The organism is Nonomuraea cypriaca, from assembly GCF_015645445.1.
GTDB classification, from domain to species: domain Bacteria; phylum Actinomycetota; class Actinomycetes; order Streptosporangiales; family Streptosporangiaceae; genus Nonomuraea; species Nonomuraea cypriaca.
Genome location: NZ_JADOGI010000244.1, coordinates 1 through 15,240, shown reverse-complemented (window position 1 = coordinate 15,240; position 15,240 = coordinate 1). Strand labels below are relative to the sequence as shown.

Genomic DNA, 15,240 nt, shown 5'->3' with positions numbered 1-15,240 from the left:
GGTATGGGGGTGGGAGCGGGGCCGTTGGAGGTTGGAGAGAGGCGGGTGCGTACGAGAAGGGCGGCGCCGGCCACGGCGGCCGGCATGGCGACCACCGCCACGAACGGCACCAGGAACAGCAGGAAGACCGCCACACCGAAGCCCAGCGCGCTGGCCTTGTTGGCGCGCAGCAGGGCGAATCGCGCCTTACGGACCATCCCCCGTCGTTCCAACGCCAGCGTGGTCAGCTCGACCGTCAGGAAGAACCCGGACACGGCCGCGCCCAGCACGGGCACGATCGTCTGGCCGACCACGGGTACGAACCCCAGGATGAACAGCGGGATCGTGAAGAGCAGCACGTAGCCCAGGGTGACGAGGCTGTCCCTGATCGACCGGGGCAGTGTGCGCCACCACGGCTGCTCGTGCTCCGACTCGAGCACATCCACCGCGGCCGACAGTCTCTCGTAGAACGGCTCCCCGATCGCCAGCGTGAGGGCGGCGAACGTCAGCACGGCCAGGGCGAGCCCGCCGAGGAACAGCGCGATGCCCACCAGCGTGCGGAACAGCTCACGCCAACTCCACGAATCCGCGAACGGCGTCAGGAACTCGGCGAAATCCGCCGCGTTGGTCCCGAGAAAGATCAGCGCCGCCACGTACACGGCGAACGCGATCAGCGCCGGGATGAGCCCGAACAGCCACCACCGTCCGTTCCTGGCGACCCACCCCAACCCCTGGAAGAAGAAGCCGACGCCGGATGTGAAGTCGCGCAGTGATCGCATGCCCGGCAGGCTAGCGCCAGAACGACGTGACCGCGTAGCCCAACTCCGCGAACAGCTCGCGAAGCAGCGGCAGCGAGATGCCGAGCACGTTACCGTGGTCGCCCTCGATGCCCTCCACGAACCAGCCGCCGCGCCCCTCGATGCTGAACGCCCCGGCCAGGTTGAGCGGCTCGCCGGTGGCGACGTACGCGGCGATCTCCTCCTCGGACGGCTGCCCGAACCGCACCACGGTCGTGGCCACCTCCGCCGCCCGCCGTCCCGAGGGTACGTCGATCACGCAGTGGCCCGTCACGAGGCGCCCGGTGCGGCCCCGCATGATCCGCCACCGCTCAGCGGCCTCCTCCTGCGTCGCGGGCTTGCCGTAGGGGCGGCCGTCGAGCTCCAGTATCGAGTCGCACCCGATGACCAGCCCTTCGTCGAGCTCGCTCGCGACCGCCTCGGCCTTCGCCTTCGCCAGCACCAGGCTGAGCGCGGCGGGCGAGTGTGCGGAGAACACGTCCTCGTCTACCCCGCTGACGATCACCTTGGGGTCGAGACCGGCACTGCGCAGCAGCGCCAGGCGGGCGGAGGAAGCTGAGGCCAGAACGATCACTGTCCCAGCCTACCGGTGCGGGGGCCGCACTCCGGTTCCCGGCCTTCGTTCAGAATCCAGCCCAGGTCCACAGACCGCAACGTCAGGACCCGCCCACGTCCGTAGACCGCTGGGTCAGGACCCGCCCACGTCCGTGGAACGCTCTGTGGGGAGGGACCGTTCCGGGGGCAGCGCCCGCTCTGTGGGGAGGGTGGTGCCCTGGGGCTCGTACGGGCCGCCCTGCCGTGGTACGACGCCGCCGAAGATGCTGCCGAGCAAAGCCGCGAGTACGTCCCCCAGCCCCCCAGGCATGGCCGACTGCTCCCTGTCCAGGTCGTCGGCCACGGCGACGGCATCCATGCTCTGTTTCTGGGCCCGTTCGGCGAGCAGTGACATGATCATGGGGGCGATCAGGGCCAGCACTTTCATGATGGTTCCGGGACCTATCCCGGCGAGCTGCGACAGCCCGGCCGCCGCCTGCTCGGTTCCCTGCCCGCCCAGCACGTGCCCGAGGATGCTGTGCCCGTCGCGCGTCAGTGAGGCCACGTCGCCGTTGAACGGGTCGGTGTCGACGTGGTCGTCCAGCGCGCTGCGCAGGGCCTCCGCCCCGTCGGGGTGCCGGGCGTTGGCAGCCATGCCTCCGATGATGGTGCCCGACACGGCCTGAACCACGTCGCGGGCCGTGTCCCTGTCCGTGCCGAGCATCCCGGCGATCTGTTCCAGTCCTGAGTCTCCGAGCTGGGCGAGAAGCTCGTCATTCAGTGTCACGACAGTCCCCCGATCGTTGTGGCGGACATCTGCCCCGACCGGGATCCAGCCAACACCCGAGTTCCCTAATTCTCGGAAAAACCTGGCGTACCGGAGCCGGAGGGGATCACATCGGACGCCCCAGAAGGCACCCCGGCGGACGCTTCGGAGGAGGCGGACGCTTCGGAGGAGGCGGAGGAAACCGTGGAGGAAACCGCAGCAGGGGAAGCCGACGAGGACACCGAACGACCGCCAAGGCCCGCCGCCGCGTACGCGCTCGCCTCGTCCAGCGTCTCGTGTTCGAGCAGCGCCGCCACGATCCCGTCCAGCTTCCCCCGGTTGTCCGTGAGCACCTGGACCGCCCGCGCGTAGCACTCGTCCACGATCCGCCGCGCCTCCTCGTCCACGGTGGCGAGCGTGGCGGGCGAGGCCTGCGGCTGCTGGCCGTCGTTGGGCAGGATGGTCAGCGGGCCGACCTTCTCCGACATGCCCCACCGGCCGACCATGCCGCGCGCGATCATGGTGACCTGTTCGAGGTCGTTCTCGGCGCCGGTGGTGATGACGCCGTACACGACCTGCTCGGCCGCCATCCCGCCGAGCGCACCGGTGATGCGCCCGCGGAGATACTGCTCGTCGTACGCGTACCGGTCGCTGTCGGGCGTGGACAGCGTGACGCCGAGCGCCCGCCCGCGCGGGATGATCGAGATCTTCCTGACCGGGTCGGCGCCCGGCTGGAGCATGCCGAGCAGCGCGTGTCCGGCCTCGTGGAAGGCGGTCCTGGTGCGCTCCTCCTCCGGCATGACGATGCTGCGCGCCGCACCGAGCTGCAGCTTCTCCAGCGCGTCGGCGAAGTCGCCCATCATGACCTTCTCCTTGCCGCGCTTGGCGGCGAGCAGGGCGGCCTCGTTGACCAGGTTGGCCAGGTCGGCGCCGGTCATGCCGGGCGTGGTCTTGGCGAGCTGGTCGAGGCTGACCTCCGCGTGCAGCGGCACGCCCCTGGAGTGCACGCCCAGGATCGCGGTACGGCCGGCCGCGTCGGGCAGCCCCACCTGCACCGTACGGTCGAAGCGCCCGGGACGCAGCAGCGCCGGGTCGAGCACCTCCGGGCGGTTCGTGGCGCCGATGACGATCACGCCTTCGACCCCGGAGAAGCCGTCCATCTCGGTGAGGATCTGGTTGAGCGTCTGCTCGCGCTCGTCGTGACCGCCGAGGCCGCCGGCTCCGCCGCGGGCCCGGCCGATGGCGTCGATCTCGTCGATGAACACGATCGACGGCGCCACCTTCCGCGCCTCCTCGAACAGGTCGCGCACGCGCGAGGCGCCCACGCCGACGATCATCTCGATGAACTCCGAGGCGCTGGCCGAGAAGTAAGGCACCTTGGCCTCGCCCGCGACCGCCCTGGCCAGCAGCGTCTTGCCGGTGCCAGGAGGCCCGGCGAGCAGCACGCCCTTGGGCAGCTTGGCGCCGAGCCTGCGGTACTTGCCCGGGTCCTTCAGGTAGTCGACGATCTCGACGAGCTCGTTCTCCACCTCGTCGATGCCCGCCACGTCGTCGAACGTGACCCGCACCTGCCCGGCATCCACCGGCTTGGCCGCCTTGGACTTGCCGAGGCCGCCCAGGCCGCCGCCCATCATGCTGGCACCGCGGCGCATGATCCAGATCCACACGCCGGCCAGCAGCAGCACGGGCAGCAACGACAGCAGCACGTTGGCGAAGAGGCTGCGGGTGATCGGCTGCGAGGTGATCTCCACCTGGCCGGTGGCGAGCTGCCGGTCGAGCTGGTCGGTGTTGGCGAACGCCGGGATCTCGGTGGTGAACTCGGTGTAGGTCTCGTTGCTCTCGGGGTTCTTCCCCGGGGAGCGCAGGTCGCCCTCGACCGACAGGCCCTGAGCGTAGATGTCCTTGACGTTCTTGGCGTTCACCTGCTTGGTGAACTCCGTGTACGAGATCGTCTCGACGGATCCGCTGTCGACGAACGACGACACCACGAAGAAGGCCGCGTACACGACGAGCAGGGTGACGACGAAGCGCCACCAGTTGATCTTCGGCCGGCCGCCGGGCGTGCCCGGCAGCCCTTCAGAGCGCCAGGGCGGCTTGCCCTTGCCCTTCTTCGGTGCCTGGGGCCGTCCAGAGCGTTCCACGGCGTCACTCCCCCACCTCGCCGCATACATGATCTTTCTAGCCTAGAACACGCACCCCAGATACCACGCGGCCAATATCACGCCACTGCTTCCTCTGCGAGTCAGGCACTGTGACGAACGTCAGGCCGGGCTTGCTCATTCCCCCGTCCATGACGACGACGCCCGCCCGCGACGCGCGTTTGCCGTATTTGACCCGATAAGTCAGCATCCAGCCGCGCTTGACGGGTTGCGAGGTGAGCCAGGTGATCTTGGAGCCTTCCGGATGGTGGTTGAGCGTCCAGCGGGCGGCCAGCAGCGCCGTGTCGCGCGCGGAGTCCTGCTCCATGATGGGGAGCGGGCAACTGACGAGCGCCCCTCGCAGGCTCGTGCCGCGCTGCTTGGGCAGCACCTGCCTGGTGGTGAACGGCGCCGGCCCGTACACCTTCCACGGCCGGCCGAGGCGCGGCACCGCGAGCCCTGAGCGCCTGTCGTCGACGAACCGCTTGCCGGGAGAGGTCAGTCGCATCCGCCTGACGTCGCCGGTGAGCCGGGGGACGCGCGGGTCGGCGTGCAGAGCCTCCATGGCGGTGTAGCCGGGCGCGAGGGACCCGTCGGGAGCGGCCGTCGTGGAGGGAGCGGGCCCGGCCGTCCATGAAGAAGTGGCCGAGGGTACGGGGCCGGACGAGGACGGTGCGGCCGGCGGCGCGGTTACCGGCCCCGCCGCCACCTCGTCCGGCCCGGACGGAAGTACCACGACCAGCGTCACGGCGGCGGCCACGACGGCGGCGGCCACGGCGAGCCCCCGGTACACCACCCGCATCCGGATGTCTCCGATGCGGGAGCGTCTGGGGGGAGGAACGAGGGTTCCGGACCTGGGCGCGGTTCTCACTTCGGAACCCTGGATCTCTTCTTCCCCATCGAGCACGACGGGAGCGTACGACATATCCCGCCATTGCGCTCTTGAAGCGGCAGAAGTGCAATCATGGCGTGGTGGAACAGGTTGAGCTGCGATTCGATCACGCCTCCCAAGCATCTGAAACGCACACGAACCTCTCGGCGATCCGGCAGAGCGCCACCGGCCTCTGGGTCGCCGGCGACGAGACCGCGACCTTCGAGCACCTGACGTGGACGGACGGCCACTTCGGCGCCCAGCGCACGTTCCGGCTGGCCGACCATGTCGACCTCCCCGCCGGCCCGCGGGACGAGGCCGACATCGAGGGCCTGGCCCGCGCGGACGGACACCTCTGGCTGATCGGCTCACACAGTCTCAAGCGCAAGCGGGTCAAGTCGAAGGATCCGGAGAAGGCCGCCGACCGGCTGGCCACCGTGGTCAGGGAGGAGAACCGGTTCATCCTGGCCCGCGTGCCGCTGGATCCGGCGAATGGGACCCCGGCCGCCGGGGCGGTCCTGGCCGGCGGGCAGAGCCTCACCGAGCACCTGCGCGAGGACCGGCATCTGGCGCCGTTCCTGGCGCTGCCAGGCAAGGACAACGGCTTCGACGTCGAGGGCATCGCCGTCGTGTCGGAGCACGTCTACGTAGGGCTGCGCGGTCCCGTGCTGCGCGGCTGGGCGGTGGTCCTGGAGCTGCGGCTGGACGAGGCGGGCAAGGGGCGGCTGCGGTTGCGGGAGCCGTACCGCAAGCACTTCCTGGACCTGGACGGGCTCGGCGTGCGGGACCTGTGCCCGGACGGCGACTCGCTGCTCCTGCTCACCGGCCCGACGATGGACCTCGACGGACCGGTCCGCGTGGTGCGCTGGCGGCTCGGCCAGAAGCGGCGGGGGATCGTGCCGGCCGACGAGCTGGAGACCGTCATGGAGCTGCCCTACGGCGTGGGCTGCGACCACCCGGAAGGGCTGACGCTGCTCCGCGACGGCCGGCTCATGGTCGTGTACGACAGCCCGTCCCCCGCGCGGATCACGCCCGCCGGAGGCGTTCTGGCGGACGTGTTCACTCTCTAGCGGCCCGCCCAAACAACCGCGAACGCGTTCACCCTCTAGCGACGCGCCCAAGCAACCAGGGCGCGTCCGCGACGAACGTGCACGAGCCCGGCTCGATCTCGGTGAACCCGGCGTCGCGCACCACGGGAAGCCCGGCCGCCACCTTGGCCTCGAAGTCGTCCCGCGAGGAGGCGACGCGTACGGACACCGCCAGGCCGTGCTCCCGCCACGCCGCCCGCTCGGCCGCGTCGCTGGCCCACCAGGCGAGCTGGGCGGCGTGCCCGGCCTGCGCCATCGCCTTGCCGGCCGACATGGCGAGCTCCGGGTTGGCCCACAGGATCGGCGCCTCGGCGGGCGGCAGGTCACGGGTGTCGGTCAGCTCGGTGCCCGACACCTGCAGCCGCGCGAGGTCCCGCGGCCAGTCGTCGAGCGGCACGGGCGGGTGCACCCGCACCTCGGCCGTACGGTGCGCGACCGTGCGCCCCGGCAACGCGACGGCCCGCCGCCACTCGGCGCCCCTGGCCCGGCGGACGACCTTGCGGATCTTCCCGGTGGACTGCCAGGCGTGCAGCTCGGCGGCCCACTCCCCCGGCTTGTCCAGCAGGCTCAGCACGGCCATCGCGGCCGCCTCCATCGCGTCGGTGCGCTCGGGGGGTGTGGCTCTCTCGATCCTGACGACCAGCGGCAGGACATACAGCTCGGAGTTCATCGCTCTTCTCTGACAAGAAACGCGCTCATCGGCCTGCCGCCCTCTCGTCATGCCCGGTCGATACCATAGCGGCAGTCCGCCGCTCCTCAGTAAAGCGCCCGATCGCCAGCGACATTCCGGCGGCCAGGAGGCAGAGGGCGCCGGCGCCGTACCAGGCGAGGTCGTAGGCGCCCAGGTGGTCGCGGGTGAGCCCGGCGCCGATGGCCGCGAACGCGGCCCCGACCTGGTGCGAGCCGAACACCCACCCGAACACCACGGCCCCGTCGGCACCGTAGATCCGCCGGCACAGCGCCACCGTGGGCGGCACGGTCGCCACCCAGTCCAGACCGTAGAACACGATGAAGATCAGCATGCTGGGCTCGGTCGTGGCCGCGAACAGGCCGGGCAGCACCATCAGCGACAGGCCGCGCAGGCCGTAGTAGACGCCGAGCAGCACCCTGGGGTCGATCTTGTCGCTGAGCCAGCCGGACGCGACCGTACCGGCGATGTCGAAGATCCCGATGACGGCGAGCAGGCTCGCCGCGACCGGCTCGGCCATACCGTGGTCGTGCGCGGCGGGGATGAAGTGGGTGCCGACGAGGCCGTTGGTGCTGGCACCGCAGATCGCGAAGCCGCCCGCGAGCAGCCAGAACGGCCGCGTCCGCGCCGCCGCGGCGAGCACGGTGAGCGCCCGGACGGCGGGGTTCACCGTGCCCCGGGCGGCACGTGGCTCCGTTTCCGCCTCTGCTCCCCCGAGCGCCGTCGTGCCGACGTCCTCGGGGCGGTCGCGCAGCAACCACCACACGAACGGCACCACCGCCAGCGCCGCCGCGGCCACGGTCAGCGAGGCGAACCGCCAGCCCGGCCCCTCGGCCAGCCAGGCCAGCACGGGCAGGAAGATCAGCTGCCCGGTGGCGCCGGCCGCGGTGAGCACACCGGTGACCGTGCCGCGATGCCGGACGAACCACCGGTCCACCACCGTCGCGGCGAACACCAGCGCCATCGACCCCGTGCCGAGCCCCACGAGCACGCCCCAGAGCAGCAGGAGGTGCCAGCTCGCCGTCATCAGCACGGTGAGCCCGCTGCCCGCGGCGATCAGCAGCAGGGCGAGGGCGACCACGCGCCGCATGCCGAACCGGTCCATCAGCGCGGCGGCGAAGGGCGCGGTCAGGCCGTAGAGCACCAGGTTGACCGAGACGGCCAGCGAGACCGTGCCGGCCGACCAGCCGAACTCCTCCCGCAGCGGGGTGATCAGGACGCCGGGAGTGGCGCGGAAGCCGGCCGCGCCGAGGATCGCCACGAACGCGACGGCCGCGACGTACCACGCCCGGTGCACACGTGTACGAGTGGTGCTCATGGTCATGCGCCAATCCTGATTTACCGCCCGATATGGGCACGAGTGGCCAGAAAGCCAATATGTGAAAGAATCCGGCCATGACGCATCGAGTCGCGGTCGTGGTGCTCAACCATTTCGCCCCGCTCGACCTCGGCGTCCCCGGCCAGGTGTTCTGGTCGGCGGAGACGCACTCGGGCGAGAAGCTGTACGAGGTCGTGACCTGCTCGGAGGGCCGCCGCCAAGTCCGCTGCACGGCCGGCTACAGCGTGCTCCCCGACCACGACCTCGACGTGCTCGACACGGCGGACACGATCCTGGTGCCCGGCATCCACGCCGGGCGGGCGCTGAAGGACGGCACCATCACCGACACCCTGTACGCCGCGCTCCAGGGCCGGCCCCGGATCATGTCGATCTGCACGGGCGCGTTCGTGCTGGCGGCGGCGGGGCTGCTCGACGGCCGGCCGGCCACCACGCACTGGACCGAGACGGATCGCTTCGCCGCGTTGTTCCCGGAGGTGAGGCTGGATCCCGACGTGCTGTTCGTGGACGACGGCGACGTGCTCACCTCGGCCGGGGTGGCCGCGGGCATGGACCTGTGCCTGCACGTCATCAGGCGCGACCACGGCAGCGAGGTGGCCAACCGCACGGCCCGCCGCTGCGTCATGCCGCCGTGGCGGGAGGGCGGGCAGGCCCAGTACATCGACCGGCCCCTGCCGTACGGCGACGGCGGCGGCACGGCGGCCACCCGCGCGTGGATGCTCGCCCACCTGGACGCCCCGCTCGACCTGAACGCGCTGGCCGGGCACGCCAGGATGAGCGTGCGCACGTTCACCAGGCGGTTCAGGGAGGAGACCGGCGTGAGCCCGGCGCGGTGGCTGAACGGGCAGCGGGTGCAGCGGGCCAGGCGGCTGCTGGAGACCACGGACCTCGGCGTGGAGGAGGTGGCCAGGCGGGCGGGGTTCGGCACGGCGGTCTCGCTGCGCCAGCACCTGCACGCGGCGGTCGGCGTGTCACCCCTGACCTACCGGCACACTTTCCGTCGAGTTTGATCACGAAAGCCTGCCGCAAACCGGGTCTACCACCCTAGAATCAGTGCAAAAGATCGCTCCTGAAGGGGTCGTCACATGTCTGAGGCCGACCGCGTTCCCGCAGGGATCAACCCGAACGTGCCGAGCGCCGCCCGCATGTACGACTACTACCTCGGCGGCCGCGACAACTTCGCCTCCGACCGCGAGGCGGCCGAGAAGATGATCGAGATCGGCCGCAAGCTCGGCAACGACGCCCGCGTGATGGCCAAGGCCAACCGCGATTTCCTGGGCCGCGCGGTCAGCACGATCGCCGCGGCGGGGGTGCGCCAGTTCATCGACATCGGCGCGGGCCTGCCCACCCAGGACAACGTCCACCAGGTGGCCCAGCGGCAGAACCCCGGCTCCAGGATCGTCTACGTGGACAACGACCCGATCGTGCTCGCCCACGCCCGCGCGCTGCTGGCCAGGGACCAGGGCGTGGTCGCCGTGGACGGCGACCTGAAGGATCCCGAGGCGATCCTGGACGACCCGCGCGTCACCGCGCACATCGACCAGTCCCAGCCGTTCGCCCTCCTGCTGGTGGCGGTGCTGCACTTCTTCCCCGACGACGCCGAGGCCGCCGGGATCGTGGCCCGCATGCGCGCCAGGCTGCGCCCAGGTTGCTATCTGGTGGTGTCCCACATCTACCTGGGCAACGCCACTGCGGACGCCGCCCAGGCGAGCCAGGCGGTCTATTCGTCCACCAGCTCCGCCGGGCTGGTCGGCCGTGACTACGAAACGATCGCCTCGTACTTCGAGGGCATGGACCTGCTCGGCCCCGGTCTCGTGCCGGTCGCCGACTGGACGCGCGACGCCTCCCCCGGCGGTTCGTACGACTACGTCAGGCCCGGCATCCTCGGCGGAGTCGGCCGTCTCTAACGCCTCTAACGCCTGTCCGGTGCGAACGGCACGCCCGCCGTCCGCGACCTGAGCAGGATCACCAGCGCCTCACCGAGCATGCCCACGCCGATCGACAGCGGCATGGACCTGACCTCGGCGTGCATGCCGGACGCGATCGCCAGCGCCCACGCCGAAGCCGATGACGAACGTCACACCGAGCGGGTCGGCCCACTGCTGGCCGCGCAAGACCGGAGCGAGCGGGCCGAAGGCGTCGAGCTGATGTTGTCGGAGCTGTTGCCGCTGGACGAGCGGCGCAGGGACGAGGCGACGGTGTGGCTGGAGTTCACCATGGCCGCGCGTACGCGTCCCGAGCTCCAGCCTCTGGCCCGCGAGTCCTATGACGGCATGCGCACCCTGGTCAGGCGCATCGTGGAAGGCGTCGCCAGGCACGGGGCGCTCCGCGCCGGCACGGAGGTGGAGACGGAGCGGCTGTGCGCGCTGCTCGACGGGCTCACCGTCGAGGGCGTCCTGCATCCGGACCGGATGACGCCCTCGGCGATGGTCCTCGCGCTACGCCGCCACCTGGAGACTCTCGCCGAACCAGGTCTCTAGCGCCGCTTCGAGCGTCTCGTCGGGGGTGCCCGCCCAGGCCACGTAGCCGTCGGGGCGTACCAGTACGGTGTCACCGCCCTCGGCCGGCACCACGTCGACGCGTCCGTGCCGCACCCGCAGGCGGCCGGTCGCGTCGAGCAGCACGGGCCTGGCCCGGGCCGCGGGCCCGGCGGGCAGGCCGGGCAGGAAGCCGCCGACCAGCGGATGCGGCGGCGCGGGCATCTGATAGGCGAGATCCGACCCGGCCAGGACGGCCGCGATGCGGCGGCGGGCGGGCTCGTCCGCCAGCAACTCCCCGAACATCTCGCGCAGGGCCGTCATCTCCGGTCCAGGCGCGGTGAGCGCCAGTTGGGCCTTGGTGTGCACGGCGACCCGCTCGGCGGCCGGGCGGCGCTCGGCGTCGTAGGTGTCGAGCAGGCCTGGCGGCGCCCATCCGCGCACCTCGGCGGCCAGCTTCCAGGCCAGGTTGGCGGCGTCCTGCAGGCCCAGGTTGAGCCCGGGCGCGCCCATGGCCGAGTGGACGTGCGCGGCGTCGCCCGCCACGAACACCCGGCCTTCCCGGTAGCGGTCGGCGACCCTGGTGTCGCGGCCGTTCAGCCGTCTGAGCAGGTGGGGACCGGCCCCGGTGGGGGCGGCCAGCGGCAGGTCGGCTCCGAGCACGCGGGCGAGGCTCGTCCGCAGCTCCTCGACGGTCATCGGCACGTCCTCGCCGGGCACGGGACCGCCCCACTCGAGCGAGCTGACGGTCAGCACGTCCTGGCCCATGGGGAGCATCGCGTACGCGCCACGCTCGGTCCGGTGCCACGCGTACAGGCCGAACGTCCCCAGGCCCGGCACCTCCATCTCGGCCTGTTCCGGCCGGATCGCCGCCCCGGGGACGGTGACGTGCGCCGCCCTGGACACGACGTCGGCCGAGCTGACGCCGGGGAAGCCGATGCCCGCGAGCTTGCGCACCGTGCTGTGCGCGCCGTCGCAGCCGACCAGGTAGCGGGTGCGCAGCCGGTAGGGGCCTTCCCGGCCCGTCAGCTCCAGGGTGACGCCGTCCTGATCCTGCTCGAAGCCGGACAGCTCGTGCCCGCGCCTGATGTCCACGCCCAGCTCGGCCGCCCGCCGCTCGAACAGCTCCTCCAACTCGGGCTGCCTGATCCCCAGCCCGTAGAGCGGGTTGCCCTCGAGCCCGGCCAGGTCGAGCGGCATCGCGCCGAACACGAAGGCCTGCATCGGCGCGTCCCGCTCCGTGAGGCCGCGCTGGCGCAGCAGCCTGACGACCTGGCCGATGATGCCGTTGGCCTTGGGCTGGTCGCTGCGCATGGACAGGCGTTCGACGACGGCCGGCCGGACGCCGGCCAGGCTCAGCTCGCAGGCCAGCATCAGCCCGTTGGGGCCGCCACCGGCGATCACTACATCCATGAGGCTCTCCTTCACGTGGGGACGGGGAGTCCCGCGGCCAGCGCGCGCAGGGAGTCGCGCAGCAGCGGCACGAGCGGGACCGGCGGGTCGGAGCGCAGCCAGTGCGCGACGGCCGCCTGCACGGCCGCCGTCGCGGCCCCGGCGACGAGGTGGGGATAGAGGTCACGGGCGGCGTCGGTGCCGGTGCGCGCCGCGATGGCCGCGGCCAGCTCGCCGTCGGCCGCGAAGGCCACCCGCAGCGACTCCGCCCGCAGCGCCGGCTCGTCGGCGAGCATGCGGATGCTCGCCAGCATCTCGGGCTCGGGGGCCGCGCCGGCCTGGCCCGCGTGCCGCGCCCACGGCTCGATCATCGCCTCCGTCAGGGCCTCCCACAGGGGCTCGCCCTCCGGTCTCGCCCGCAGCGCCGCCACGGATCCCCTGACGCGATCGGTGTGGCGGGCGGTGATCGCCTCGTACTTGCCGGCGAAGTAGTTGTTGAACGTCCTGGGCGAGACGCCGACCTCGGCGGCGATGTCCTCGACCCGCACGTTCTCCAGCCCGCGTTCCAGGGCCAGCCGGAGCGCGGCCGTCATCAGCGCCTCGCGCGTGGCCTGCTTCTTCCGCTCCCTCAGCCCGCTCATGCGCCCATCATGGCTGAAATTTGCTGGCTACGCAAATTTTCTGATCACGCACAATCCGGGTCATGGGCGGCGAAGAGGCGGGTGACCATGTTGTTCAGCAGGGAGCGCTCGATGGGCGTCAGCGGCCCGAGGAGGCCGGCCTCGACCTCGGCCATGTGCGCCAGCGCCTCCTCCACCAGGCGGGTGCCCTCCTCGGTGATCGTGATCAGGTATTTGCGCCGGTCCGCGGGGTTGCGTACGCGCTGCACGCGGCCGCGCTCCTCCAGCCGGTTGATGACGGCGGTCATCGTGGTCCGGTCCATGCGGGCCAGCGTGGTCAGGTCGCGCTGCGACATGGCGGCCCCGTGCGCGTACGCGAGCACGCGCAGCTCCTTGCCGGTGATGTCCCAGCGGGCCAGCTCCTCCTCGGTGCGCAGGCGGGCGACGTCGCCGAGCCGCATCAACAGGTAGCCGGTGGCGGAGGAAATGCGCGCTGCCGCGCCGCGCGTGCTCATGCCGTCCAATCTAGAGCCCTTGAGCACACCGAAAATCGTCAGCTATGCTGACGGTTATCGTCGCTTGATGGGAGCCTCCGATGCTGTTGTCCGCTCGTGCCGAGACCGCCCTGCGGCCCTTACTCGTGGTGCTGGGCGTCGTCACCACGCTGCCCGCCGTCGCGATCGTGAACGCCGGCATTCTGGACTGGAACTACGGCGTGTCCGACCCCGCCCCGATGACGCAGGCGCTGCTGCAGCACCGGGGCATGCTGCAACTCCTGCTGGGGGCCGCCATCGTGTGGGCCGCGTTCCATCCGCCCGTACGCCTGGCCGCCGCGCTGGGCGCGGTCGCGGGCAAGTCGACGTTCCTGGCGCTGATCCTGCCCAACCCGGCGATCCGCGGCGACCTGTCGCCCTTGAGCATCTGGTTCGACGTGTTCTGCATCGTCGTCCTGGGACTGCTCGCCGTCCGCCTCCTCACCCTCACGGGCGTGGCTGCGTACAAGCGTTAGATTGGGGAGATGTCCTCCTCCCTGACACTGGAGTTCGTCAGCACGGTCAGGGCTGACCGGTCCGGGCCGATCGACACGCTGTCCGCGCCGCCGATCCCCTTCACGGGCTGTTCGCGCGCGAACGCGACATCGGGCTGCTGGCCATCGAGCCGCACACGCGGCGCAGGATGCGCGTGAACGGCACCGCCGTACAAGCCGGTGCCGCTCTGGTGGTCCGGACGGAGCAGGTGTACGCGAACTGCCCCAAGCACATCCAGACCCGCGAGCCCACCTCGGCCCCCGGCATCCCCACCGCGCTGGGGCGGGGCACCTCGCTCGCGGAGCGGCACAGCGCGTGGATCGGGGCGGCGGACACGTTCTTCATCGCCACGTGGGCCGACGGGCACGGGGCGGACGTGTCGCACCGGGGCGGCAATCCCGGCTTCGTCCGGGTCACCGGGCCGCGCTCGCAGGTGTCCCCCGACTACGCGGGCAACGGGATGTTCATGACGCTCGGGAACCTGGACCTGAACCCGCATGCCGGGCTGCTCTTCGTGGACTGGGAGCGCGGCGAGACACTCCAGCTCACCGGCCGGGCCAGGGTGGAGTGGGGGAATCCGCGACTGGTGCTGTTCGAACTGGACGAGTACGCGCACGTCGCCGGGACCGTGTCGGCCGGCTGGACAGGTCCCGGCTACCACCGCTTCAACCCGGCCGTGTAGCCCCGCGTCCGGCCAGGCCGCTCAGGTAGGCGGCGCCGCCCGCGCAACCCGCCGCGGCGAACAGCACGAGTACGAACCCCAGTCCCGTTTCGACCAGCGCGACGTTGTGGACCAAACCCGTGATCACCACGAGCTGGAACGCGGTCAGCAGGCTGAACCGGTCGGGAGGCATGTGGGCGACGACGAGCAGGACGAGCAGGATGGGCAGGTATGCGGGGTCCTCCTCGTCGGAAGAGGTGTCCGCGTAGACGGCGAGGAGGTCCCCGGCGATGACGAGCGTGGCCGCCACGCTCAGGGCCATCGGCAGGCGTGGGTGTCCTGCCCGCCAGTCCTGAACCGCGCGGACCACGAGGGCGGCGATGAGGATCAGCGCCGCCGCCAAGGCGATCGCCGGTCCTTCGTCCTCGCCGATCATCTCGGGATCCCGCAGGTTCCAAATGATCAGCACGACGGCGAGCAGGCCGGCGACCACCGCCATCACGGCCCTGAGCGGGCCCACCTGCGCCAGCGCCGTCTCCACGAAGGCGACGACCAGGACGAGCCCGGCGCCGGCGAGGGTCATCAGAATCTCCGGCCGGGTATCGAAGCCGGTCTCCTGGACGGTCCGCGCGACCAGGCCCAGGTGAAGTGCGGCCAGGCCGGCCGCGACCCCCAGCGCCGCGGCCCGCGCCCGGCCCTCCCGGAGGGCGGCGACCGCGACCTGGGCCACCGCCAGCAGCAGGAACCAGACCGGGAAGGTGCCCGAGAACACACCCTGGAATCGATGCTGGCCGAGATCGGCCTGCAAGGGGCCGACCATGAGGAGCAGCGCCGACAGGAGAGCGAGCCCCCGCAGCACGACCTC

At 71.4% G+C, this 15,240-nt stretch carries 18 protein-coding genes; 6 read left to right on the top strand and 12 right to left on the bottom strand.

All coding sequences use genetic code 11. The features are described 5' to 3' along the window. The 5 genes from ITP53_RS46275 to ITP53_RS46255 form a co-directional block, all read right to left on the bottom strand. A partial coding sequence (locus ITP53_RS46275; protein ID WP_195901845.1) for an EI24 domain-containing protein occupies positions 1-758 on the bottom strand: 758 nt, incomplete at its 3' end. A gap of 10 nt (positions 759-768) precedes the next feature. Continuing rightward, positions 769-1,350 (bottom strand): Maf family protein, encoded by a 582-nt coding sequence (locus tag ITP53_RS46270; RefSeq protein WP_195901844.1) that lies wholly within the window; start codon positions 1,348-1,350, stop codon positions 769-771. 114 nt (positions 1,351-1,464) lie between these two features. After that, positions 1,465-2,097 carry a DUF937 domain-containing protein gene (locus ITP53_RS46265; protein WP_195901843.1) on the bottom strand — a complete coding sequence of 211 codons (633 nt, stop codon included), beginning with the start codon at positions 2,095-2,097 and terminating at the stop codon, positions 1,465-1,467. Positions 2,098-2,162: 65 nt separating this feature from the next. Further along, positions 2,163-4,217, bottom strand: coding sequence for an ATP-dependent zinc metalloprotease FtsH (gene ftsH / locus ITP53_RS46260; RefSeq protein WP_328817977.1), 2,055 nt, complete (start codon positions 4,215-4,217; stop codon positions 2,163-2,165). A 37-nt stretch (positions 4,218-4,254) separates the two neighbouring features. Beyond that, entirely contained in the window at positions 4,255-5,016 is a 762-nt protein-coding gene (locus tag ITP53_RS46255) for a hypothetical protein (RefSeq protein ID WP_236051950.1), read from the bottom strand. A gap of 167 nt (positions 5,017-5,183) precedes the next feature. Here ITP53_RS46255 and ITP53_RS46250 point away from each other — a divergent pair, with 167 nt between their 5' ends. Then, complete coding sequence (locus ITP53_RS46250) at positions 5,184-6,155, top strand: DUF3616 domain-containing protein (protein ID WP_328817974.1); 972 nt, start codon at positions 5,184-5,186, stop codon at positions 6,153-6,155. A 28-nt stretch (positions 6,156-6,183) separates the two neighbouring features. Here ITP53_RS46250 and ITP53_RS46245 read toward each other — a convergent pair whose 3' ends face one another. After that, entirely contained in the window at positions 6,184-6,843 is a 660-nt protein-coding gene (locus ITP53_RS46245; protein WP_236051949.1) for a peptidyl-tRNA hydrolase, read from the bottom strand. Positions 6,844-6,868: 25 nt separating this feature from the next. Further along, positions 6,869-8,185 carry an MFS transporter gene (locus ITP53_RS46240; protein ID WP_207757386.1) on the bottom strand — a complete coding sequence of 439 codons (1,317 nt, stop codon included), beginning with the start codon at positions 8,183-8,185 and terminating at the stop codon, positions 6,869-6,871. A gap of 71 nt (positions 8,186-8,256) precedes the next feature. Between ITP53_RS46240 and ITP53_RS46235 the strand changes: the two genes are divergently transcribed. The 3 genes from ITP53_RS46235 (at position 8,257) to ITP53_RS46225 (ending at position 10,677) form a co-directional block, all read left to right on the top strand. Continuing rightward, a complete protein-coding gene (locus ITP53_RS46235) occupies positions 8,257-9,207 on the top strand; it encodes a GlxA family transcriptional regulator (protein WP_195901839.1) in 951 nt (316 codons plus the stop codon). A 75-nt stretch (positions 9,208-9,282) separates the two neighbouring features. Continuing rightward, positions 9,283-10,104 carry an SAM-dependent methyltransferase gene (locus ITP53_RS46230; protein WP_195901838.1) on the top strand — a complete coding sequence of 274 codons (822 nt, stop codon included), beginning with the start codon at positions 9,283-9,285 and terminating at the stop codon, positions 10,102-10,104. A gap of 102 nt (positions 10,105-10,206) precedes the next feature. Continuing rightward, the gene (locus tag ITP53_RS46225; protein ID WP_195901837.1) at positions 10,207-10,677 is read left to right on the top strand and encodes a TetR family transcriptional regulator C-terminal domain-containing protein; all 471 of its coding nucleotides are present in this window, start codon (positions 10,207-10,209) and stop codon (positions 10,675-10,677) included. Here ITP53_RS46225 and ITP53_RS46220 read toward each other — a convergent pair. From ITP53_RS46220 to ITP53_RS46210, 3 genes are read right to left on the bottom strand one after another with little or no spacing between them, the layout of a single operon-like run. Then, positions 10,636-12,087: an FAD-dependent monooxygenase gene (locus tag ITP53_RS46220; protein ID WP_195901836.1), complete on the bottom strand. Its 1,452-nt coding sequence runs from the start codon at positions 12,085-12,087 to the stop codon at positions 10,636-10,638. The genes ITP53_RS46225 and ITP53_RS46220 overlap by 42 nt on opposite strands. Positions 12,088-12,098: 11 nt before the next feature. Continuing rightward, the gene (locus ITP53_RS46215; RefSeq protein ID WP_195901835.1) at positions 12,099-12,707 is read right to left on the bottom strand and encodes a TetR/AcrR family transcriptional regulator; all 609 of its coding nucleotides are present in this window, start codon (positions 12,705-12,707) and stop codon (positions 12,099-12,101) included. A gap of 44 nt (positions 12,708-12,751) precedes the next feature. Beyond that, a complete protein-coding gene (locus ITP53_RS46210) occupies positions 12,752-13,201 on the bottom strand; it encodes a MarR family winged helix-turn-helix transcriptional regulator (protein WP_195901834.1) in 450 nt (149 codons plus the stop codon). Positions 13,202-13,281: 80 nt separating this feature from the next. Here ITP53_RS46210 and ITP53_RS46205 point away from each other — a divergent pair, with 80 nt between their 5' ends. Beyond that, entirely contained in the window at positions 13,282-13,695 is a 414-nt protein-coding gene (locus ITP53_RS46205; protein WP_195901833.1) for a hypothetical protein, read from the top strand. On the opposite strand, the gene ITP53_RS46200 is transcribed toward ITP53_RS46205, so the two are convergent. Beyond that, complete coding sequence (locus ITP53_RS46200; protein ID WP_195901832.1) at positions 13,692-13,850, bottom strand: hypothetical protein; 159 nt, start codon at positions 13,848-13,850, stop codon at positions 13,692-13,694. The genes ITP53_RS46205 and ITP53_RS46200 overlap by 4 nt on opposite strands. An 18-nt stretch (positions 13,851-13,868) precedes the next feature. Here ITP53_RS46200 and ITP53_RS46195 point away from each other — a divergent pair, with 18 nt between their 5' ends. Beyond that, complete coding sequence (locus tag ITP53_RS46195; protein ID WP_328817965.1) at positions 13,869-14,396, top strand: pyridoxamine 5'-phosphate oxidase family protein; 528 nt, start codon at positions 13,869-13,871, stop codon at positions 14,394-14,396. Here the strand turns inward: ITP53_RS46195 and ITP53_RS46190 are convergent. Next, positions 14,380-15,240: hypothetical protein (locus ITP53_RS46190; RefSeq protein ID WP_207757385.1), on the bottom strand; the 861-nt coding region annotated here is incomplete at its 5' end. The genes ITP53_RS46195 and ITP53_RS46190 overlap by 17 nt on opposite strands.

Bases quoted from the DNA above. Each gene is read 5' to 3' on its own strand.
- ITP53_RS46255 (WP_236051950.1), bottom strand. From the start codon at position 5,016: ATGCGGGTGGTGTACCGGGGGCTCGCCGTGGCCGCCGCCGTCGTGGCC.
- ITP53_RS46245 (WP_236051949.1), bottom strand. From the start codon at position 6,843: ATGAACTCCGAGCTGTATGTCCTGCCGCTGGTCGTCAGGATCGAGAGA.
- ITP53_RS46240 (WP_207757386.1), bottom strand. From the start codon at position 8,185: ATGACCATGAGCACCACTCGTACACGTGTGCACCGGGCGTGGTACGTC.
- ITP53_RS46235 (WP_195901839.1), top strand. From the start codon at position 8,257: ATGACGCATCGAGTCGCGGTCGTGGTGCTCAACCATTTCGCCCCGCTC.
- ITP53_RS46230 (WP_195901838.1), top strand. From the start codon at position 9,283: ATGTCTGAGGCCGACCGCGTTCCCGCAGGGATCAACCCGAACGTGCCG.
- ITP53_RS46225 (WP_195901837.1), top strand. From the start codon at position 10,207: ATGGACCTGACCTCGGCGTGCATGCCGGACGCGATCGCCAGCGCCCAC.
- ITP53_RS46220 (WP_195901836.1), bottom strand. From the start codon at position 12,087: ATGGATGTAGTGATCGCCGGTGGCGGCCCCAACGGGCTGATGCTGGCC.
- ITP53_RS46215 (WP_195901835.1), bottom strand. From the start codon at position 12,707: ATGAGCGGGCTGAGGGAGCGGAAGAAGCAGGCCACGCGCGAGGCGCTG.
- ITP53_RS46210 (WP_195901834.1), bottom strand. From the start codon at position 13,201: ATGAGCACGCGCGGCGCGGCAGCGCGCATTTCCTCCGCCACCGGCTAC.
- ITP53_RS46205 (WP_195901833.1), top strand. From the start codon at position 13,282: ATGCTGTTGTCCGCTCGTGCCGAGACCGCCCTGCGGCCCTTACTCGTG.